At 28.8% G+C, this 23,087-nt stretch carries 19 protein-coding genes and 1 riboswitch; of the genes, 1 reads left to right on the top strand and 18 read right to left on the bottom strand.

Features of this window, described 5'->3' with window-relative positions; genetic code table 11:
• Position 1 precedes the first annotated feature (1 nt).
• The 17 genes from mfd to purR form a co-directional block, all read right to left on the bottom strand.
• Positions 2-3,388 carry a transcription-repair coupling factor gene (gene mfd, locus IC218_RS19390; protein ID WP_227436304.1) on the bottom strand — a complete coding sequence of 1,129 codons (3,387 nt, stop codon included), beginning with the start codon at positions 3,386-3,388 and terminating at the stop codon, positions 2-4.
• Positions 3,389-3,404: 16 nt separating this feature from the next.
• Positions 3,405-3,965, bottom strand: a complete 561-nt coding sequence (gene pth / locus IC218_RS19385) for an aminoacyl-tRNA hydrolase (protein ID WP_227483597.1) — start codon at positions 3,963-3,965, stop codon at positions 3,405-3,407.
• 13 nt (positions 3,966-3,978) lie between these two features.
• Positions 3,979-4,533: a prepilin peptidase gene (locus IC218_RS19380; RefSeq protein ID WP_227436308.1), complete on the bottom strand. Its 555-nt coding sequence runs from the start codon at positions 4,531-4,533 to the stop codon at positions 3,979-3,981.
• A 198-nt stretch (positions 4,534-4,731) separates the two neighbouring features.
• Positions 4,732-5,514, bottom strand: a complete 783-nt coding sequence (locus tag IC218_RS19375) for a prepilin peptidase (protein WP_227825278.1) — start codon at positions 5,512-5,514, stop codon at positions 4,732-4,734.
• Positions 5,495-6,577, bottom strand: coding sequence for a type IV pilus twitching motility protein PilT (locus IC218_RS19370; RefSeq protein ID WP_227436312.1), 1,083 nt, complete (start codon positions 6,575-6,577; stop codon positions 5,495-5,497). Before IC218_RS19370 ends, IC218_RS19375 begins: the two co-directional genes overlap by 20 nt.
• A gap of 105 nt (positions 6,578-6,682) precedes the next feature.
• The gene (locus tag IC218_RS19365; protein ID WP_227825277.1) at positions 6,683-8,221 is read right to left on the bottom strand and encodes a hypothetical protein; all 1,539 of its coding nucleotides are present in this window, start codon (positions 8,219-8,221) and stop codon (positions 6,683-6,685) included.
• A gap of 20 nt (positions 8,222-8,241) precedes the next feature.
• Complete coding sequence (locus IC218_RS19360) at positions 8,242-8,769, bottom strand: prepilin-type N-terminal cleavage/methylation domain-containing protein (RefSeq protein WP_227436318.1); 528 nt, start codon at positions 8,767-8,769, stop codon at positions 8,242-8,244.
• A 38-nt stretch (positions 8,770-8,807) separates the two neighbouring features.
• Positions 8,808-9,374, bottom strand: a complete 567-nt coding sequence (locus tag IC218_RS19355) for a prepilin-type N-terminal cleavage/methylation domain-containing protein (RefSeq protein WP_227825276.1) — start codon at positions 9,372-9,374, stop codon at positions 8,808-8,810.
• 26 nt (positions 9,375-9,400) lie between these two features.
• Positions 9,401-10,309: a type 4a pilus biogenesis protein PilO gene (gene pilO, locus IC218_RS19350; RefSeq protein WP_227825275.1), complete on the bottom strand. Its 909-nt coding sequence runs from the start codon at positions 10,307-10,309 to the stop codon at positions 9,401-9,403.
• Positions 10,302-12,014, bottom strand: coding sequence for a PilN domain-containing protein (locus IC218_RS19345; RefSeq protein WP_227825274.1), 1,713 nt, complete (start codon positions 12,012-12,014; stop codon positions 10,302-10,304). The genes pilO and IC218_RS19345 overlap by 8 nt, the downstream gene beginning before the upstream one ends.
• A gap of 15 nt (positions 12,015-12,029) precedes the next feature.
• Positions 12,030-13,238, bottom strand: a complete 1,209-nt coding sequence (locus tag IC218_RS19340; RefSeq protein WP_227436325.1) for a type II secretion system F family protein — start codon at positions 13,236-13,238, stop codon at positions 12,030-12,032.
• A gap of 11 nt (positions 13,239-13,249) precedes the next feature.
• Complete coding sequence (locus IC218_RS19335; RefSeq protein WP_227825273.1) at positions 13,250-14,926, bottom strand: GspE/PulE family protein; 1,677 nt, start codon at positions 14,924-14,926, stop codon at positions 13,250-13,252.
• A 143-nt stretch (positions 14,927-15,069) separates the two neighbouring features.
• Positions 15,070-15,555: a type II secretion system protein gene (locus IC218_RS19330; protein ID WP_227825272.1), complete on the bottom strand. Its 486-nt coding sequence runs from the start codon at positions 15,553-15,555 to the stop codon at positions 15,070-15,072.
• Between the two features lie 157 nt (positions 15,556-15,712).
• Positions 15,713-15,798: riboswitch (cyclic di-GMP riboswitch) on the bottom strand.
• 842 nt (positions 15,799-16,640) lie between these two features.
• Positions 16,641-17,591: a ribose-phosphate diphosphokinase gene (locus tag IC218_RS19325; protein ID WP_054271950.1), complete on the bottom strand. Its 951-nt coding sequence runs from the start codon at positions 17,589-17,591 to the stop codon at positions 16,641-16,643.
• 94 nt (positions 17,592-17,685) lie between these two features.
• The gene (gene glmU, locus IC218_RS19320) at positions 17,686-19,065 is read right to left on the bottom strand and encodes a bifunctional UDP-N-acetylglucosamine diphosphorylase/glucosamine-1-phosphate N-acetyltransferase GlmU (RefSeq protein ID WP_227436330.1); all 1,380 of its coding nucleotides are present in this window, start codon (positions 19,063-19,065) and stop codon (positions 17,686-17,688) included.
• A 210-nt stretch (positions 19,066-19,275) separates the two neighbouring features.
• Positions 19,276-19,554 (bottom strand): septation regulator SpoVG, encoded by a 279-nt coding sequence (gene spoVG / locus IC218_RS19315; RefSeq protein ID WP_003421453.1) that lies wholly within the window; start codon positions 19,552-19,554, stop codon positions 19,276-19,278.
• Between the two features lie 155 nt (positions 19,555-19,709).
• The gene (gene purR / locus IC218_RS19310; protein WP_227436331.1) at positions 19,710-20,588 is read right to left on the bottom strand and encodes a pur operon repressor; all 879 of its coding nucleotides are present in this window, start codon (positions 20,586-20,588) and stop codon (positions 19,710-19,712) included.
• Between the two features lie 218 nt (positions 20,589-20,806).
• On the opposite strand from purR, the gene murC reads away from it, so the two are divergent.
• Positions 20,807-22,159, top strand: a complete 1,353-nt coding sequence (murC, locus tag IC218_RS19305; RefSeq protein WP_227436333.1) for a UDP-N-acetylmuramate--L-alanine ligase — start codon at positions 20,807-20,809, stop codon at positions 22,157-22,159.
• A 77-nt stretch (positions 22,160-22,236) separates the two neighbouring features.
• On the opposite strand, the gene IC218_RS19300 is transcribed toward murC, so the two are convergent.
• Positions 22,237-23,031 carry a hypothetical protein gene (locus tag IC218_RS19300; RefSeq protein WP_227436335.1) on the bottom strand — a complete coding sequence of 265 codons (795 nt, stop codon included), beginning with the start codon at positions 23,029-23,031 and terminating at the stop codon, positions 22,237-22,239.
• Positions 23,032-23,087: the final 56 nt, after the last annotated feature.

Raw genomic sequence — 23,087 nt, 5'->3', positions numbered from 1 at the left:
GTTATTTGACCTTGCACATTTTTTCTAACAGTTCTTCTAATTCTGTAACTATATTATAACCTATTTTTTGTTTAGTTCTATACTTTGTTATTGGAACTAATAATATTTCATCTTTCACTTGTCTAATTTTTTCTATTTTTAATATCTTACACAATGATTTTATATAAGCTATTGTAAGTAGTGTTTGTACTGGTTTAGGTATATCAGAGAATCTATCTTCAAGTTCTTCTTGTATATCCAACATATCTTCCCTATTTTCAATAGAAGCAATCTTCTTATACATTTCAATCTTAATCAATTCATCCTTAATATAATTGTCTGGAATATATGCATTTACACTTAAATCTATTTCAACATCAATTTCCTCAACAATAGGCTCACCTTTAACCTTTTTAATTGCATCATTAAGCATTTTGACATATAAATCATAACCTATGACTGCCATATGACCATGTTGTTGAGAACCTAAAATATTTCCAGCCCCTCTGATTTCAAGGTCTCTCATAGCTATTTTAAAGCCTGATCCAAATTCTGTAAATTCCCTAATAGCCTTTAATCTTTTTTCTGCTATTTCACTTAAAGTCTTATCTTTTTCATACATGAGATATGCATATCCTTGTCTGGAACTTCTTCCAACCCTACCTCTTAACTGATATAACTGAGCTAATCCCATTTTATCTGCATCGTATATAATCATGGTATTTGCATTGGATATATCCATGCCTGTTTCTATTATTGTAGTACATACTAGCACATCATAGTCTTTATTTAAAAATCCTAAGATTATATTTTCTAGTGATTTAGAAGTCATTCTTCCATGTGCAACAGCTACTCTAGCATCTGGCACAAGCTTTTGAATCATACTTGCCATTTCTTCAATATGTTCAACTCGATTGTATACGAAGAATACCTGTCCACCTCTGCTTAATTCTCTTTCTATTTCATCTTGAATTACGCTTTCCTTACTCTCAGTAACATACGTTATTACAGGATGTCTTTCTTGCGGGGGTTCTTCTATAACACTCATATCTCTTATCCCACTTAAAGACATATGTAGAGTTCTTGGTATAGGAGTTGCTGAAAGTGTAAGAACATCTACTGTAGATTTAATTTTCTTTAAAGCTTCTTTGTGTTTTACACCAAATCTTTGTTCCTCATCAATAACTACAAGACCCAAGTTTGGTAAATTTATATCTTTAGATATTATTCTATGAGTACCAATTAAAATATCTACTAACCCTTTTTTAGCATCTTCAATAATCTGCTTTTGTTGCTTTGGAGTCTTGAATCTACTCAAAACTTCCACTCTCAAAGGATAATTTTCAAACCTTTCTTTAAATGTATTGTAATGCTGTTGAGCCAGTATCGTTGTTGGTACTAATACTGCAACCTGCTTTTGGTCCATACATGCCTTAAAAATACTTCTAATTGCTACTTCTGTTTTTCCATAGCCAACATCTCCACAAACAAGTCTATCCATTACTTTACTTGATTCCATATCATGTTTAGTTTCCTCTATTGCTTTTAATTGGTCTTCTGTTTCTTGATATGGAAACAAGGATTCAAACTCTGCCTGCCAAGGTGTATCTTTTGAAAACTTATACCCTTGTATCTTTTCACGTTTTGCATAGAGTTCAATTAAGTCTTTTGTCATATCTTCAATTTCTTTTTTGACTTTTGCCTTTGCCTTTGTCCACTCATTTGTTCCAAGCTTATTTAACTTAACTTTTTCTACCTCTGCACCAATATATTTTTGTACTTTATCCATCTGATCTATTGGTACATATAAATTATCTCCACCTTGGTAAACTATTTTCATGTAATCTTTTTTGATGGCGTTAACTGTAATCTGTTCAATTCCTGTGTATCTACCTACACCACTATTTTCATGTACTACATAATCTCCAACGCTTAAATCTAAAAATGACTCTATCTTCTTTCCTTTTTTGGCTTTTTTATTACTAGTCTTAGAGGCTCTCTTATAGACCCCTATCATTTCATTATCTGTTATAACAACAAATTTTATGGATTTATACTGAAAACCACTATTTATATGTGCAGGTACAATTACAATTTGAGAAGATTTAATTTCAATATCTCTATCTTTAGAAACAGTTGTTTCTAAGCCTTTATCCAACAAATCTTTTCCTAATTTATTTGCTCTTTCCAATGTATTTGTAGCCAAAATTATTTTATAGCCATTGTATTTCAGCCGATTTAATTCTTCTACAAGTAAGTCTACTTTTCCATTAAATGTAGGTACTTCTCTACTCTCAAAATTTATTATGGATTTTACAGAAAAGTTATTTATAGACTTTGGTAATAGTGAATTTAAGACTACAGACTTGTCTTTTACTAGGTACTCTAAGTCTGTATAGTGGTATAATAGTTTTCCTTGATTTTTAATAGCTAAACCTCTTTCAAGGTTTAATTTGTAATTTTCTCTAAACTCATTTAAGTAATTTTCACATCTTTCCTTAAGTCTTGTTATATCATTGATAAATACTATTGCATCATCTGCTAGATAAGTAAATATACTTTTGTTTTCTTCTGGATAGATATAATCTATATAGTTTTCTACACCTTCAAAATAGGTCTTACTTGATATATATTCTATATTTTGAAAGGTTCCTTCATCAGTATTTTTAGTTGTTTCTTTTTTTAATCTAACTAATGCATCTGTAGTTTTTTCTGGATAAATAAATTCTCTTGAAGGGGTTATAGAGAATTGTTGTAATTTATCAATTGATTTTTGAGAAAATACGTCAAAAGTTCGTATGGAATCTATCTCATCATCAAATAATTCCATACGAATCGGATTTGTATACTCAAGCGAGAATACATCAATAATTCCACCTCTTATACTAAATTGACCAAACCCCTCTATTTTTGAAACTCTTTCATATCCTAAGGAAACTAACTTCTCAGTTAATTTTTCTAAATCTAAACTATCCCCCACTTTGTAATGAGACACACTATCAAGTAAAACTTGTTTTGGTATATATTTTCTTAGAACGGCTTCAATAGAAGTCACTAAAATTATTTTTTCTTTCTTTGCTAGTTTTAACAACACCTTTAATTTTTTTGCTTCTTCGTTTCTGTCCTTTGCATCTAAATGATAAAAGTAAATATCTTGAAACCCTAAATATTCGACCTTATCTCCAACATAAAAATTTAAATCTTCATATACTTTTTTTGCTTCTAAATCACTACTTGTGATAAAAATCATTTGTCGTGACAAATCATTAAACATAGAATATGATATATGAGGTTTTTGTACTGGTAAAAGTCCATTAACCAATAATGAGCCTTTTGTATTTTTTATGCAGTTTATTATATCTTTATACTCTTTTGAGTTCTGCAAAGGATATAAAAAAACATCATTCATTTAAATCTCCCTCTCACTATCCATTGTATTTGTTCATAGACATGTCTATATTTTCTCTTATTATTGAGTCAACAGCACACGCCGCTTTTTCTAGTGCTTCATTTATATTATCAGATTCTTCTTTTCTAAATCTAGAAAGTACAAAATCTGCTAAGTCTTGGCCAACTTCTGGCTTAGATACACCTACTCTTACTCTTGGGAAATCATTTGAACCTAAGCACTTCGTTATAGATTTCATTCCATTATGAGTACCACCACTTCCTTTTTTTCTTATGCGTATCTTTCCAACATCTAAATCTATATCATCATACACTACTACTATATTATTTAAATCTACCTTATAATATTTATATATATCTATTAATGTTTCTCCACTTAAATTCATATAAGTTTGTGGTTTTACTAGTAATACTTTTTCAGCACCTACTCTACCTTCGCCAATTAAAGCTTTGTGTTTTATTTTAGTAACACTAATGTTGTATTCTTTTGCAAGAATATCTATGACATCAAATCCAACGTTATGTCTAGTCTTTTCGTATTTTTTTCCTGGATTTCCTAACCCTACTACTACGTACATTTTTTACCTCCTGTTATAGAAATTTATATAACAAACTATAATAAAAATCAAATATATTATACTCTGTAAATATTATTATAATTGTCGCTAGAGAAATAAATGGTGTAAAAGGAATTTGTTTTTTGATATTTATATTTTTAAAAATTTTAATTACATATAAAATAACAAAAAATAAAAATGCTAAAATAAATGATAAAATTATCACATAAAATCCATAGTTATTTCCCAATGCAAAGCAACATAAGCTATAGAGACCTACATCTCCATAGCCTAATCCTTTTGTAAATTTAGCAATAATATAAGGTATAATAAAACCTATTGCCAGTCCAAATATATGACTTATATAGTCAATTTGCACTATATTGCAAAAGATTAAAAAAATTACACCTTGAACTATTATACCACTAACTATTGTTATATCATATACATATATTGTGTAGTAGTCTATAATAGATATAATTATTAAAAATGGAATCAATACTATATATTGTACACATTCTGTACTAATCCCAAATTTTAGATATATTAATACAGATAAAACTACAGTTACTATGTAAATAAAAAGCATATTATACGAACTTTTCTTTAATCCATCACAAAAAATATATAAGGATTTATTTATCAAATATGCAAAAAATAAGGAAATTATTATTATATACTCCATAGTCTACAGTACTATGTAGTAGGGTTAATAATAATATTGTCCTTATTGATTACTTTAATTCACTTTTATAAAAATTAAAATTACATTAAACTTAACTATCCTCTACATAAGTATAGAAAAGTAAAATTCAAGTAATTGTCTTCCAAATAAAATTGTTATTAATGCTCCAATTGATATAAATGGCCCATAAGGTATAACAGAATTGTATTTCTTTCCCTTTATCTTGCTCAAAACTATCACACAAATTCCATATACTGCTCCTACATAAACACTCAGTAAAGCTGTTAAAAGACCATTTTTAGCACCCATATATAAGCCTAACATTGCGAATAGTTTAATATCTCCTCCACCCATGCATTCTTTTTTTATTATGAATTCAATTAGAACTACTATAAGCCAAACGCTTCCTCCACATACAAAAGCACCTATAATAGAATCTTTAATTGAAACTTCTTTTAGTAGAAGATTAAAAATTATAGCAAATATAGCCCCAAAAACTAGTATCCTATCTGGTATTATAAAGTGGTCAATATCTATAAATGTTATTACAATTAATAAAGATACAAGAACCAAATAATAAATAGTTGATATGGATATTCCATAAACCATAAATACTGTTAAAAATAAAATTCCTGTAATTAACTCTACTATAGCATATCTACTAGAAATTTTCTCACCACAATATCTGCATTTTCTCCCACTCATTAAATAGCTAAAAACTGGTATTAAGTCCATAGGCTTTAATCTAGTATTGCAACTCATACAATGAGATGGTGGACTAGAGATAGATATACCTTCTGGAATCCTAAAAATACAAACATTAAAGAAACTTCCAAATACTAGCCCAACTACAAATACATATAAATTAACGACTATAATTTCCATTATAACTTACTCCACCTATCATTCTAGTCATAAATTCTTGGTCAGTACATCTACTAAGTGCCATATCTTTTGTAATCTTTCCATTTTTATAAAGTTCCATTAAATCTTGATCCATAGTTTTCATACCTGCTTTAACTCCAGTTTGTATCATATTTGGAATTTGATATGTTTTTCCTTCTCTTATTAGGTTTTTTATTGCTGGTGTTGCAAACATCAATTCAATTGCAGCTATCCTACCCTTCCCATCTGATGTAGGAAGTAATTGTTGTGATACTACCCCTTCACACACTGTAGACAATTGAGTTTTTATTTGTTGTTGTTGGGCTGGCTGGAACATGTCCACTATTCTGTCTATTGTCTTAGCAGCACCAACTGTATGTAGTGTTGAAAATACTAGATGTCCTGTTTCTGCGGCTGTTAACGCTATTGACACAGTCTCAGGGTCTCTCATTTCCCCTATTAGTATTACATCTGGGTCTTGACGTAAAATAGCTCTAAGAGCTGAGTGAAAACTTTCTGTATCAGTTCCTACTTCTCTTTGGTTTACTAAACTTTGTTTGTGGTGATGGACATACTCTATTGGGTCTTCTAGTGTAATTATATGTTTTTGTTGCGTTTCATTTATTATATTTATCATACTTGCAAGTGTTGTACTTTTACCACTTCCTGTAGGTCCTGTAACTAAAACCAATCCTTTATGTCTTTCAGTAAAAGATTTTATGTTTTCTGGAAGTCCTAGTTTCTCAAAAGTTGGTATTTCTGCTGTTATAGTTCTTATTGCTATTGCATAATTTCCTTTTTGTCTATAGGAGTTTACCCTAAATCTTTCTCCAGTTTTTAGAGAAGCTGAAAAATCAGCTTCTCCATGTTCTTCTATTACTTTAAACATAGATTCCCCTGCTATGTCTTTTGCCATTTGCATCGTTATCTCTGGTGTCAAGATTTGTTCACTTAGCTTTACAAATCCACCTTTTACTCTAGCTACAGGATTTGTACCAACTGTTATGTGTATATCTGATGCATTTAAACTTATTGCTTGCTCTAATAAATCATAAATATACATAATATTTATTCTCCATATCTTTTATTAATTTACTTACTTTTTTAGTAATAAACATACAAAGTCATTTTATTACTTATTAGTTTATACTAAGTTATAGTTTTGTGTTTAGTTTACTTTTTTGTACGAACTTATGTCATGACTAATTGAAATTTTATCTTTTATGTCATAATTATCTAATATATTTGAATCTACATTTATATTAAATTTAACTTTAGCTTCAACTTCATATTTTGAATTTGAGTTTTCTTCAACACCTAATCCAAGAATATTTTTTTGTCCATCTTTAACTTCTACCTCTTTTATTCCATCTTTATCACCAGTTACTACTAAACTTAACTCTGCCCCTGAGCCATTTTCTTTTAATTCTGGCCAGCTTTCTTTCGTCATGTCGTAGTCAGCTTTATAAAAAGGTATTTTTATAGTAGCATCTTCTGTTTTATCAACTTCTTGAGGTTTTAATTCCTTCAGTCTACATTTTATCTCCGCTAAAAGCTCATTTTGTATATAATCAAAAGTTGTTATCAAAGTCATATTATCATATTTAACAGGTATTTTCTCATAAGACATACTTTTTAACTGATTACATTGGTCTGATATCTCATATAGTAACTCTTTATATTCCAAAAAATCTTCTGCTGTATTTTTATTTCCACTATATATATTCTCACTTAATTTTTCAAATTTCCTTACATTATTTCTCAAGTGAACCCTCAAAGCATTAAATCCTTCAGTTTGATTTGGTAAGAGTTTTAACAAGTTTTCTAATGTATCCCAGTTACTATTCCAACCATATCTCTTCCCATTTATTATAGGATTTTGTATTAAGTCATAATATTGTTGAGAATCTGGAATTCCATCATATATTTCTACTTTTGGTTCATCAATATGAAATGTATGTCTGTATTCAATCATATTTTGCATTGCCAAAGAAATACTATCTAAAGCTTTATAAGTGTATGAAAATGTCCCATTTAAATGTTCATTTTCAACTTTATTTCCTTCTAAAAACATTTTTAAAAGAATATCATTATTTACTAACTTTGCCTGAAGTAATGTAGTTGAATCTATATCTCCAACCAAAATACTTTCATTTATTTTACTGATATCTCCAGAAGTATAAGTCTTACAAATTCTTAATGTAGAATCTCTATGTGAAAGAATAGTTTCAGCTATATCTTCAATATCCCTATCCTCAAATATATTTAAACCCTGTAATTTTTTTAACTCTATACTAGCTTTTTCTAAATCTGGAGCAGCTTTATTTAAATAGAACTTTATATTATTCATATACCCAAGTCTCTCCACTGGAAGATTTTCCTCATCTTGATTATTAAGTTCCAAACTTGATATATTTCTTAATGCTGACCTTGATATTGATTTTTCTTGATTTTCACTTTTAAGTTCATTATCTATTTTTTCAAGTTCATCATACAATTTTTCATATGCTTTATCAACACTATTTTCCACACATGTATCTGCTAGATACTTGGCCTGTATACCCTCATTAGTAGTCTTTGTAGATTTTATTCTATTAGCTATCTGATTTGAAAATGTCAATCCAACAATAGAAAGCAATGCTACTACAACCAAAACTAAAACTAATGCCGCCCCTCTTTCGTTTTTTATCTTATTATACTTCCTCAAAATCTCACCCCCAAGTAAAATTATTTATCTTTAAATATTTCAGTTACAATTTTAACTTCTTTTTTACTTGAATAGTCATTCATGCTTTTTCCCGTTGCAGTTATTTTGTATATTTGACCACTTTTATCATCTACAATAACCTTTACTTTGTTTGTAATACTTTCCTTGTCAATTATATTTCCGTCTTTATCTTCTACTGTTGTAATCTCTTTATATGGAGTATCATATAAACTCACATCATCCTTGTTAAGTACTTTATCATATACGACTTTGTTTGATTTATCTATTAATTTTTCATATTCCACTGTTCCATCTTCTCGCTTATCCAGACTGTCAAAATCAAATGTTCCACTTTTTATTTTCTCTCTTAAGTTCTCTATTTCACTTTGAACATAATTTAAGGAACTTATATCTGCTTCATTTTTAGTGTTGGCCTTTTCATTAGTATTGATAATATTAAAAAATGCAAATAATATAATTCCCATAATCGCCATAGCTACTAATACTTCAATTAAAGAAAATCCTTTTTCATTACTCTTTTTACTCATATTTTATCAACCTACTTATTTTTTAAATAAATTCCCATTTACCCAATTCTTGACATAACATCAAATGTATAAGTCTTGTTATTTAAATCACTGCTTTTCTGGCCTTCTTGAACTGATTCATTATAATATACACTTACTGTATAAATAGATTTATCAGCTTGTTTTTCTATTTTAAATGGCGTTTCCTTCATTTCTTTATTGTTTTGAACTAATGGTTGATTAGAAATTATTTCTTCTCTAAGTGCATCTTCAGTATTAGTGGTATTTTCTTGAATTCTTGTTACAGAGTATACTCCTGTATTGTTTTTGGTATCTATAGATACTTCATACTTTACTGTATTCTCTGGAGTTTCTATATTGTATTCATAGCCACTACCTGAACTGTTCTTTGTTACATCCTTACAGTTTTCTAAGTCTCTATTTAAATATTTATTAATTAAATTAATATTTACTTGAGCATCTGTAATGATTTGTTGTTTTTTTACTGCTGATGTTATACCATTAAATACTTTATAAGAAATACTTAAAACTATAGTCAATATAAATACAGCTACTATTATTTCTAATAAAGTAAGACCTCTTTCATTGTTTTTGTACAAGCTCATCACCTATCTTTAAAACCTATTTGGTTTTATTTTGCACTAGCTTTAAATGGATTATATTTTCCTGGTCTCCATGAAGATGGATTATCTGTATCAAGTATCATTGTAGTATTTTCTTTAGTATACATTATAAATTTAAATGTAGCCTCTACTACACCTTCTGCTTGTGGAGTTACTACTTCTTTTTTTGTTTCTTTTTCTGTTGCAGCTCTAAGTACACAAGTGTTACATAGATAACTTGTTGACCTATCTAAAAGTTTGTCATTCTTAAGAATTTCTCCTTCTTTTATCAATGGACAGTCATTATATAAATGCCATTTATCTTCGCCTTCTACCCAATATATTTTTGTATCTTTATTTATGTTCACATTTTTAATTAAGTCTTTATTACTTGTTGTCTCTTGTTCTTCTTTTTCTGGCTCTATATATGAAGTCATAGTATAGTCTAATATCTGAGTAACATTTTTTTGCTCTTCTAAATAAGCCATCAATTTTTTAACATTTCTATAATCCCCTCTAACACTTATTGTTGTTGATATTCCATAAAAATGTTCATATTCTCTAATATTTCCAACATCATAGCTAGTTAAGTCAATATTATATGTTTTCATTTTCTTGTCTAAACCAATTAGAAACAGACCATCTTGCATATCATATAATAGGTTTTTACTTTTTTCATTTAATTCAGTTTCAATATTTTTAAGTTGTTTTTCATATTTTGGCATAAGAGCTGTTTTCTCTTTATATGTATTTAATTTTTGTGTAGCTTGTTTTACAGAATTTTTTGTAGAAACATATTTCTCATATTGTGGATAAAGTCCAAAATATCCATAGGATAAAATAGCAAGTAAAATTACGACTTTTATAATGATTCCCTTTAGACTAACTTCCATTTTAAATATATCTTTTATATCTTTTTTAAATATGTCCTTATTCATTAGTTAATACACCTTCTTTCAGGTATAATGTCATATTAAATGTATAGTTGGAATTCTCTTCATTGCCTTTTATGCTATGCAGTTTAACATCTTCAAAATAATACAAGCCCTTTAATTTATATAAAAACTGACCTACATAAGAAGAATCTTTAGCATTTCCTTCTATGTTTATAACATTTGGTATCTTATCATATAATGGTGTTTTATCATCTTTATCTGTATCAGCACTATCAGTTCCACTATCTCCAGTTAATGCTTCTGACACATTTGTAGTCCTATCTTCATTTAAATCACTGCTGGCTTTATCTCCATCACTACTACTTTTTGTATTTGATTTTGTTTCATTACTACTTGATTTATTTGTGGTAGTTTTATTGTTATTTGAGTTCTCAGTTTTATTAGTAGTTCCAAGATTTTGATAAGTCGTTGATAAACTCATTAGTTCAACTCTACTTGGAGTATTTTTATCTATATCATCCAATAGATTTTCCCATTTTACCTTTTTCCCAATTAACATATCATATACCTTTATTTCTTCTGTTTTACTTTGTATCATTTTTTCTATATTTCCAATTTGATAGTAAGCAGACTCAATATTTCTTATTTCATCATTTACATTTTCAAGTTCTTTATTAGCTAAACTGTTTGAAAAAATTAAACATAAATATGGAATAGAAATCACTAAAATAACCACAGGTGCCATTTTCATTACACTTTTTATTTGTTTAGCTTTCATTTGTTTTCTAAGTATATCTATTGGTAGAAAATTTATATTTTCAAAATCTTTTTTGTCTTTAGGCTCTATCATACAACCTAAAAGTTCTACAATTGAATTTATATCATCTTCATCTATATCACCAGATACCATATCAGCTATATCCATTATCTCTGTAAGACCTTGAGAAACATAGTTTGAAAATGCAGAACTAAAAGCCTCATAAATTAATTTATTAGAGTACCTTTTCCCCAATATCAATATAGTATCTGTTACCTTACCAAAGTTTCTTGACGAATAGTAATTCATAAGTCCTTTTGACTCTTCGACCACATTTAATAATTGCATTTCCATATCTTTAGCAGTTATTCTTATTGGTATATTATCACTAATAAATAAAGTATCTTTTTTATATATGTTTATAATTGTGCTATTATCGCTTATATTTGTCACCATTATATCATTGTAATCTAAATTCTTGAGAATTCTTAAATAAGCTGTTGATAATGTATCTATTCTATCCAATACCAAATCAAATTCATGTATTATATCTACAATTGCATTTACTTCTTCTTTCTTTATAGCCCCAATAATCAGATTTAAACTAGCCTCTTCACCTTCTGACCTATCAGATATCTCACTAGATACTTCATATGAAAATACATACTCATCTGATTCCAGGGCCATCATTTCATCCATTTCTAGCTTCATAAATCCATCTAAATCTTTTTTATCCATCTTAGGCAACTTTTGAGGTTTTAGAATTACATCTCTCGTATTCAAACAAAACACTATGTGTTTTGATTTTAACTTTACATTTTCTAATGCATATCTCAATAGAGCATACTTTTCTTTAGAAAAATCTTGAGCAATATCCTCTATTGAAAATACATTAAAGTTTTTTATATAAAATTTATCTTTATCATGTTTGTATCTGCCTTCAACTATGGATATAGAATCACCATAATATGATACATAAACCTTATTCATTTGTTGTTTTCCCTCCTACATAGCATCATATATACTAAGCATTGGCATGAATATTGATACAACCAGTACCGCAACTATAATACCAACTGCAATTATTAAAACAGGTTCTATCATTGATGCCATTCTATTTAGATAAATTTCGGATTCATATTCATAGAATTCAGCCATCTGTCTACTTATGTTCTCTAATTCCCCTGTCTGTTCCCCTATAGCTATCATCTGCACTAAAACTGAATCAAAATACGTATATCTTTCTAAGTTTTCTGCTAGACTTTCACCTCTTGTTATTCCATCTTTTGCTGATGTTAAAATCTTTTCTGCCATAGTATTATTTACACTATCTATAATATAATCGAGCCCTTGAACTAATGGATACCCAGTTGATACAAATAGATACAATGCTCTTGAAAATCGTGTAGCCACCATACAGTTTATACCTTTTCCCAATACAGGAATTTTATTTATAACTCTATCCTTTTGAGCTCTACCCACTGGTGTTTTTAGATACTTCTTAAATTGGTAAATAGACAGTATAATAACTAAAAGTACTATTGGCCAAAATGTCTTCATAAATGTACCAAATCCCATAACAATCCTTGTTACAAGTGGAAGAGTGGCACCTACTGTTGTGATTGAATTAATCATCTTAGGTACCATAAATGCTGTAAATATAAAAATCATTATAAATGAAGAAATCAAAACTATTAATGGGTATGTAGCTGCATTTCTAAGCTTTTGCTTAACTCTATGCTCACTGGAATAAAATGAAGCCATACTTTTTAATACTTCATCTAGTTTACCTGTAGCCTCACCTGTAGCCACCATAGCACCAAGTAACTTTGGAAACTTAGACTTTGGTGCAAGCATTGAGTCAGCAATAGTAGAACCTATTTTTATCTCTGCTACTATACGATTTATTTCTTCTCTTAATGTAACATTAGTTGACCTTCCTGCTAATGTTTCTAATCCAGAAATACTATTTATACCAGAAGATACTATAATAGCAAACTGTCTGCAAAAATGGCTTATTTGGTCAGCTCCTAAGTCTTTTTTTCTCTTTCTAGAAGATATATTTATATTTTTACTTTTACTTTCTTTGATTTCAAGAACTCTAAGATTTCTTTTTCTAAGAAGACTTTTAGCTTCATTAAAATCATTAGCTTCAATCACATCAGTTTGCTTTTTCCCATCCTCTTTTATTATTGTATACTTAAAACTTTTCATAATATCATCCTTTAATCAGTCATCAAAATTATTCTAATCATTTCTTCTACTGTTGTCTTTCCACCTAAAACCTTTTTAACTATATCCTCTTTTAGACTAACCATACCTTGTTTTTTAGCTAACTTTAAAATTTCTCTTTGATTTGCAGATGAATCTATTAGCTCTTTTATTTCTGGTGTAATTTCAAGCATTTCAAATATACCTAGACGTCCCTTATATCCAGTATTATTACATCTTTCACATCCCTGTCCTTTATAGATAGTCACTGATTCGTTTACATCAATTCCAAGAGCCTTTTTTTCTCCAGTGTCTGCCTCATATGAAATTCTGCAATGTTCACATATTTTTCGTGTCAGCCTTTGAGATATTACCCCTAAAAGAGATGAAGTTATCAAAAAACTTTCCACATCCATATCTAAAAGACGTGAAATCGCTCCGACTGCTGTATTTGCATGTAATGTACTTAAAACTAAATGTCCTGTAAGAGAAGCTCTAATTGCTATTTCAGCAGTTTCTGTATCTCTTATCTCTCCAACCATTATTATATCTGGGTCTTGACGCATAAAGGCTCTAAGCCCACTGGCAAAAGTAAGTCCTGCCTTCTCATTTATTTGAGATTGATTTACACCAGGTAGTTCATACTCTATAGGGTCTTCTATCGTTAATAAATTTCTATTTTCCGTATTCAATTGATTTAGCATTGAATATAATGTAGTAGTTTTTCCACTTCCAGTAGGTCCAACTACCAATATAAGCCCATAAGGAGTATTTATTAACTCATCATATATTTTAGAGCCATGTTCATCTATTCCTAGTACTTCTTTACTTACCATAAAATTACTCTTATCAAGTACTCTCATTGCTATTTTTTCATCCCTATTAGTAGGCATTGTAGAAACCCTAAAATCTATAGGTTTATTATCTACTTTTAAATATATTCTACCATCTTGTGGAATCCGCTTTTCAGATATATTTATATCTGACATTATTTTTATACGACTTATTACCGCTTTGTATGGAGCAGAGTTCATTCTCATATATTCTCTTAACATTCCATCTATTCTAAATCTAACACGCATGTAATTTTCGCTTTGTTCTATATGTATATCACTGGCCTCCATTCTAACAGCATTTTCTAGTATATTATTTACTAGTCTTACTATTGGAGCAGCATTTACATCCTCTTCAAGGATTACTGTTTCTCTAATTCCACCAGTCTTGTTTTTGTTGTATTCAGTCATTGCTTTATTTATTTCTGAATGTGCATAAGCATGACCGATTGCTTTGTTTATATCTTCTGCACTTGATATAAATATTTCGACATCTTTACCTGACATACGTCTTACATCTTGAACTGCTTCTCTGTCTTGTGGGTCTGACATGGCTAGACATATTTTATTCCCATCGATTTTGAATGGAAATACAGCATATCTTTTGCATATATTTTCTGGAACCATCTTTGTAGCTAATGTATCTATTTCTGTTCCTTCTAAAAATACACTTTCTATATCTAAAAGTTCTTTTAATACACTTATTAATAAGTTACTATCTATAAGACCTTCTTGTACTAGAAATTCTCCTAGTCTTTTTCCACTGTTTTTTTGCTCTGATAATGCCCATTTAAGCTGGTCTTCTGTTATGTATCCTTTTTCGACCAGTTTGTCTCCTATTCTAACTTTTTTAGCCACAGATTTCACTCCTTTACTATCTCAATTATATCATCATTTATGATTGGATATTAAAGAAAATAGTATAAAAGACAGGAAGATTTTCTTCCTGTCTTTTTTATTATTTTATAATTAAACTTAAATACAATCAAACAATAAAAATACTATTTAGTATTAGCTTCTAAATGGTCTATAAGAACCATATATACATTGCCACCATCTACTGCACCACTTAATTCTGTAGTAAGCTCAGCATTTGTATAAACCTTATTAGCACCTATATCAGATACTAATTTGCTTGCTTGCTCCTTTGTTAAAGTTGCACCTGTTATTAATAGAGCCAATTTTTTAGTATCATCTTTAGCTTTAACTAAAGTATATGTGCCACCAACATCAGAATTTGTTATATTAGATTCCATGTATGTTTTCAAATCATCAGTAATATCTTCAGGAAATTCATTCTTATCAGCATAATAAGACAATGCTGCACTCTTAACTGAGCTATAATCAGACTCAACACTTGCTACCTTAGCTTTGTTTATATTACTAAATAAAGCTGGAACTGCCACTACTGCTAATATACCTATAATTGCAATTACTACCAATAATTCCACTAAAGTGAAACCTTTTTTATTCTTTCTTAACTTCATTTTTATTCCCCCTCAATTTTTTTAATTAATACTTAATTATAATATATCTGGTTAAAAATCTAAGTAAAATTATTTACACGTACTAACCAGATTTATTTCTAGCATATAACCATTTTTTTGAACAAAAAAAACTATGAAAATAAAAGTATCATAAATACAATTTCATAGCCGGTTGCACCACTAACTCAATATGTTCCAAGGTGCCCACATCACAGAACATACATCAACGTTTCTATTTTATTAAATTTAGAATGATATATAACTCATAATAGAGATACATATCCACTTATATTATATAATAGTTACCACATTTTAGCAATACACTTTATATTATTTATATATACCAAACTTTAACATATTCAAACATAATTTCCGAAAGTAATTATACTATACAAAAAAGAAACATCTCCCTACAATTACCATATATCGTAAGGAGATATTTATAAATTATCATTTAGTTTTATCATTGTCATTTCCATCCTTTGCTAGTATTCATTTGAAAGCTAAAAGCTATTACAATATAGTATTTTATTAAAAACATCTATATATAAACATTCTATATTATTGCAGTTATGATTCAGCCACAATCACTATATAAATGAAACTCTTCATCTATATATATGCTTATCGTAAAAAATTACTTTCTTTACAGTAACTTTATATAATCCAGAACCCTCTCACAAACACTAAAGATATAGAATAGATACTATTTTCAATTCTTATAAATAAACTTTCAATAGATTTTTATATTTACTTTAGATTGTGGCTGAATCAATTAATTATTAGGGGTTCATCTTCAATCCTTCCCATTGGAAACACCTCTTTCTTTAATTTATATTTACATAATACTACATAATTCAAACTTTTTCAATTCTTTTTCCAAATATTTTTTATATTCGTAATATTCATAATTTTATATTTTTTATTAAATTTAGTTTTTAATTACTTATCCACATGTTTTACAAGAAACATTTACTTTTATATACACACATACAACTCCAATAAATTATACTAATACATAAATTAGATATTAAAAAAGAGTTGCTTAAAAACTTACTTTAAGCAACTCTTATAAATCTAATTAATTAAAATAATTTACTTACTGATTCATTAGAGAATATCATTCTTATAGCATCTCCAAATAAAGGAGCTACTGTTTTTATTTTTATCTTATCTATTCTTTTTTCTTCAGGAAGTTGTATAGTATCAAGAACTATTAACTCACTTATTTCTGAATTAGAAATTCTTTCAATAGCTGGTCCTGATAATACACCATGAGTACAACAAGCATAAACATCTTTTGCTCCAAACTCTTTAAGCGCATTTGCAGCATTAACGATTGTTCCAGCTGTATCTATCATATCATCTAATAGTATAACATTTTTACCTTTAACATCACCTATTAAGTTCATAACTTCACATACATTAGCTTTTGGTCTTCTCTTATCTATTATCGCTATTGGAACTTCTCCATTTAAAGTATTAGCAAACTTTCTTGATCTAGTAACACTTCCTAAATCTGGAGATACTACTACTAAATCTTCTATTTTCTTTTCATTGAAGTAATCTGCTAATATTGTTCCACCTAATAAGTGGTCTAGTGGTATATCAAAGTATCCTTGTATTTGAGCTGCATGTAAATCCATTGTTAATACTCTGTCTGCCCCAGCAGCAGTTATTAAGTTTGCAACTAATTTAGCAGTGATTGGATCTCTTGCCTTAGCTTTTCTATCTTGTCTTGCATATCCATAGTAAGGAATAACTGCTGTTATTCTTCCTGCTGATGCTCTCTTTAATGCATCAATTAAGATTAATAACTCCATTAAGTTATCATTTACTGGACTATTAGTAGATTGTACTACAAACACATCACAACCTCTTACTGTCTCATTCATGTTTACACATATTTCACCATCACTAAATGTACCTACTTCACAGTCTAGCACTGATACACCTATATAGTCAGCTATTTTTTGTGCTAACTCTTTCGATGAATTACCTGCAATAATTTTAATCTCGCTTCCGCTAGTATTCATTTATGTAACCCTCCTGAAAATTTTAAAATCCTAATGAATATAATTTATAATAATTTCGAGCTAATTTTATTAGCCAAAATAATAAACTAAATAACTACTTACCTTGATTATCTTTTTGATTCTTCTTTTCTACCCATCCTTCTTTAACAACTTGTCTTTGTCTTGCTATTGCTAAAGCTCCATCTGGGACATCATGTGTTATTGTTGAACCTGTTGCTATATATCCTTTTTCTTCTACAACTACTGGTGCAACTAAATTAGAATTTGAACCTATAAACGCATCATCTTTAACTATTGACTTAAATTTATTTTTACCATCATAGTTTACAAATACTACTCCACATCCAATATTTACATTTTTTCCAACATGCGCATCTCCTATATAAGAAAGATGAGATGCTTTTGAACCATCTTCTATAACAGCATTTTTTACCTCTACAAAATCACCTATTTTTACATTGTTTCCTAAGTTAGTTTTCGGTCTTAAATATGCATATGGTCCAACAGTAGTATTATCTCCAACTTTACTATCAAGTATCGTTGAATTTTTTATTTCTGTCCCATTTCCTATTTCTGAGTTTGTTATAGATGAGTTCATTCCAATTATACAATCTGAACCTATCTTTGTTTTTCCTTGTAACATAACCCCTGGATATATTATAGTATCATTACCTATCTCAACATCAGATTCTATGTAGGTAGAGTTAGTGTTTATTATAGTCACTCCATTTACCATATGAGATTCATTTATTCTTCTTCTCATAATTTCTTCTGCCTTTGATAATTCCACTCTTGAGTTAACACCCATAAGTTCTTCAATAGTTGAACCTGCAAATGCACCAACTTTTAAGCCCTTGTCTCTCATTATTTTAGCAGTATCAGTTAAATAATATTCACCTTGTGCATTGTTATTATTTAACAAATCTAATGCTTCTCTAAGACTCTTTCCATTAAAACAGTATATCCCAGAATTTATCTCACTTATCATTTTTTCTTCTGAATTTGCATCTTTTTGTTCCACTATTTTAAGAAGGTCACCCTTCTTATCTCTTATTATTCTACCATAACCTGTTGGATTTCCAACTTTTGTTGTAAGAACTGTGGCATGATATTTATTTTCTATATGGAAATCAAATAATTTCTTTAATGTTTCTTCCTTTATAAGTGGAGTATCTCCACAAAGTACAACTATTATATCGTCATCATTTATATATTCTTTAGCCATTTTTACAGCATGTCCTGTTCCAAGCTGTTCTGTTTGCATAGCTATCATAGTTTCTTCTGCAAGTTTTTCTTTTACTACATCCGCTTCATGCCCCAAAATTACAACAGTATCCTTTACACCTGATTTTTTTGAAACATCTATAATATGGTTGACCATTTCTTTTCCGCATACTTTATGTATAACTTTTGGGTATTTAGACTTCATTCTTGTTCCTTTGCCAGCGGCAAGGATTATAGCTTTAAAGTTCATTGATACACTCCATTCAATCTAATTTAATTTTATTCGTATTATTATCTCAATCAATATACATTATAATACATTTATTTAACAATTTGTATACAACATATACATTATCACTAATAATATAGCACTTTTTTACTAAAAAGTACATATTTTAATGCAAATTCTACATTTAAAAAGAGCCTAAATGTTCGGGCTCTCTCCATTTTATATTTATTGTTATTCAGCAGCTACTTCCCATTGAACTAATGCTTCATGATACGCTTGTAAAACTGCATCTTCTAAAACTTGTCTCATTTCTGCATTTATTGGATGAGCTATGTCTCTGAAATTTCCTTCGCCTACTTTTCTGCTAGGCATTGCTATAAATAACCCATTGTGGCCTTCTATAACTTTTATATCATGCACTACAAACAAATTATCAAAAGTTATTGAAACTATACATTTCATCTTGCCTTCTTCTGTTAATTTTCTTACTCTTACGTCAGTTATCTTCATACCAATATATCCCCCTTTGATTTTGACAGAAATTAATTTATATTAAAATTATTATTGTTGGAATAAATTAATATAAACTGTTTTTTAAGTAATTCTATGGACAACTAGGGATATCCTCTTTTTATTTTTACATATTTTTCTAAATATTTTTTTTATTAATCTTCATCTATTTCAAATTCAAATTCTGAATCATTTTCTTCATCTAATTCTTCATTTCTATATTCATCTTTAAAAGTTTTTAAATTTGGTTCAACTACTATTTTATCTCCAGTAACATCTAACTGAATTAGTGATATATAATCTTTTACCATTTTTTCTGAAGGATTTGTTGTAGATATAAATACTCCAGTACCTATAACCTCTGCTCCAAATTCATTCATAAGGTCTACCATTCCTTTTATAGTACCTCCACCCCTCATGAAATCATCTATAATTATAACTTTACTATCTGGTTTAAGAGCCCTTCTTGGTAAACTCATACTCTCAACCTTCGAATTATTTCCACTTACATATGTCATACTAAGGGTAGGACCTTCTGATACTTTTATGTCTTTCCTTATTATAACTAAAGGCAAATTCATAGCCTTTGCAGTCATAAGTGCCATAGGTATACCTTTTGTTTCCATTGTTACAACATAATCTGCATCTACATATTCAATGTTTGAAGCAAATATTTTTCCTATCTTAGCAGCTATTGTAGGGTCATAAATTAAATCAATTAAGTATAAAAAACCACCAGATAGTATTCTAGATGTGTCACATATTTTCTCACATAATTCCATTAAAAACTCTGCATTTTCTGCTATAGAAGTTTTAGGTATATATTTTACTCCTCCTGCTGCACCTGAGATAGTTATAACTTTCCCTAAATGTAGTTTTTCAAATACATTTTTTACAACTAATAAATCTTCACTTATTGTGGATTTTGCTGCATTAAATTGATTTGTAAAATAACTTAATGTATATATTTTATTTGGATTATCAGATAGTATTTTAACTATTGCTCCAATTCTCTCTGTTCTTTTAAATTTCATTACTATTTCCTCCTACAAATACCTTTATATAACCTTAAACTAAATAATGCATAACAATTCGTATTGTGGTATAATATTACTTATGTTTTATTATATTCAAAAATAAAATACATATAATATTATATGCATATTAATTATAAAATATTGAACATTATATTATTATACCACAAAAATAGTTCATATTGTAGGACTTAATTAAAAAGAAAGGTGGTTTTATTATGAATATACACTTTATAGGAATTGGCGGTATCAGCATGAGTGCATTAGCCGAAATATGTATCAATAAGGGTTATCAGGTTTCAGGTTCGGATTCAAACGAATCATATCTATTAGACAAACTTAGGGATCAAGGGGCAAACATCTATATCGGTCAAAAAAAAGAAAATATATCAGATGATGTAAATATGGTTGTTTATACTGCAGCAGTTCACCCAGATAATGAAGAACTTATAGCTGCTCGAGAAAAGAATAAATTAATAATGAACAGAGCTACTTTTTTAGGCCAGATTATGAGAGAATATAAAAACTCTATAGCAGTTTCTGGTACACATGGAAAGACTTCTACAACATCTATGTTGTCTACAATTTTTGAATATGCAGACTTAGACCCAACTATACTAGTTGGTGGTAACTTAAGCATGATAGGTGGTAATGTTAAGATAGGTAATTCTAACCATTTTATAACTGAGGCATGTGAATATGTAGATAGTTTCCTTAATTTTAATCCTAAGATATCTATAGTTTTAAATGTTGAGGAAGACCATCTTGATTATTTCTCAGGTATAGACGAAATCAAAGCTTCTTTTAATAAATTTGGTAAACTTTTACCTCCAGATGGATATTTCATAATAAATGGTGATGATGAAAATGTAGATGACATATTATATGATGTCAAAGCTACTATTATAAAATATGGTAGAGATTCTGACAATGATGCTGTAATAAAAGACATACATTTTGATAATAGTGGTCATGGGATATTTAAAATAGAGTATCAAGGAAAAGATTTGGGAGAATTCGAGCTTTCTGTATATGGTCTTCATAATATATACAATGCTTCTTCTGCTATAATGGCAGCTCTTGTTTCTGGTATTGATTTAGAGACTATAAGAAAAAATTTAAAAATATATAAAGGTGTAGGAAGACGATTTGAATCTAAAGGATACTACAAAAATGCCTTAGTAATAGATGATTATGCACATCATCCAACTGAATTAAAGGCTACTTTAGCTGCTGCTAAAAAGTTAAAAAAATCAACTTTATGGTGCATCTTCCAGCCACATACTTACACTAGAACAAAATCTCTTTTAGGAGAATTTTCAGAAGCTTTCTATGCTGCTGATAAAGTTATCATAACAGACATATATGCTGCAAGAGAAGATGATCCAGGAGATATACACTCTAAAGATTTAGTTGAAAAATTATATCAAAACAACGTAGATGCTATCTACATAAAAGAATTTGAAGATATAGTAAAATATTTACGTGAAAATGTTAATGATAATGATTTAGTAATAACTGCTGGTGCTGGTCCAATATATAAGGTTGCAGACTTACTAGTTGAAAAATAGTATGTAACTAAAAATAACATATAAAAATTAATGTAGGCTATCAAATGATATAATCGCTTGATAGCCTTCTTAATATTTTATTTCTTTCCAATCTCAAATATTTCATTTTTAAGATAATCAAATAAACTTGTATGAACCTCGTAGTAAGAGACAGTTTTTTTAGAAGTAACTTTTACATAATCCTTGCCCATTGTATCTACTTTCACAGCAAAATTTTCACCTTTTATATTTATACTGAAATTATAATCACTTCTTTCCTTGCTTTTTTCTGGCTGAACCTTTCCTACAACTCTTTTTGAAATCATCTTATGTGCTAAATCATCAAACTTCCATTTATGAACCTTCTTAGTTTCTTTTCCATAAGTTATAGTGACCTCTTTCCAGTCTTTATAGTGACTCAAAAGGTCAAATGAAGTATATATACTCTCATCTAAAAGCTTCTTAAAAGAATTTTTGGAATCAATTGGAACTTTATAATATTCCTCTTTATTTACAGTATAGACTCTAAAAAAATTAAGGTCTGTAGAAAATTTAATTCCATCATCAGAATACCCTTCATAAATTGCTTCATAAGAAGTAGTATTTCTCACCTTCTTAAATTCTGAGAAAAAGAACTTTATCTCGTTCCACATATCTTCTTCGATTTTTATGTTTTCTACATTTTTATCTGATACATAAATTTTCTTTTTCTCTTTTATTTGAGTCATTAAAGACCTATTATCTTCTGTCTCTGTTTCTACTTTCTTTGGAACCTCACTCTTATCCTTTTCCATGTTTAGACCTATTTTAAAGGATATAAAGTATATTATAAAGAAAACAACTACTCCTATTAATATTGCAGCTTTTTTCTTTAGTTTTCTTTTCTTACTCATTTAACCACCCCTAGAGTTTATAGTCATAAAACAATTATATAACTTTTTACACTTTT

This window comes from Clostridioides sp. ES-S-0005-03, assembly GCF_020658455.1.
Lineage (GTDB): Bacteria > Bacillota > Clostridia > Peptostreptococcales > Peptostreptococcaceae > Clostridioides.
Note: the sequence above shows the minus strand (reverse complement) of the source record. Positions and strands in the feature narration are given on the sequence as shown.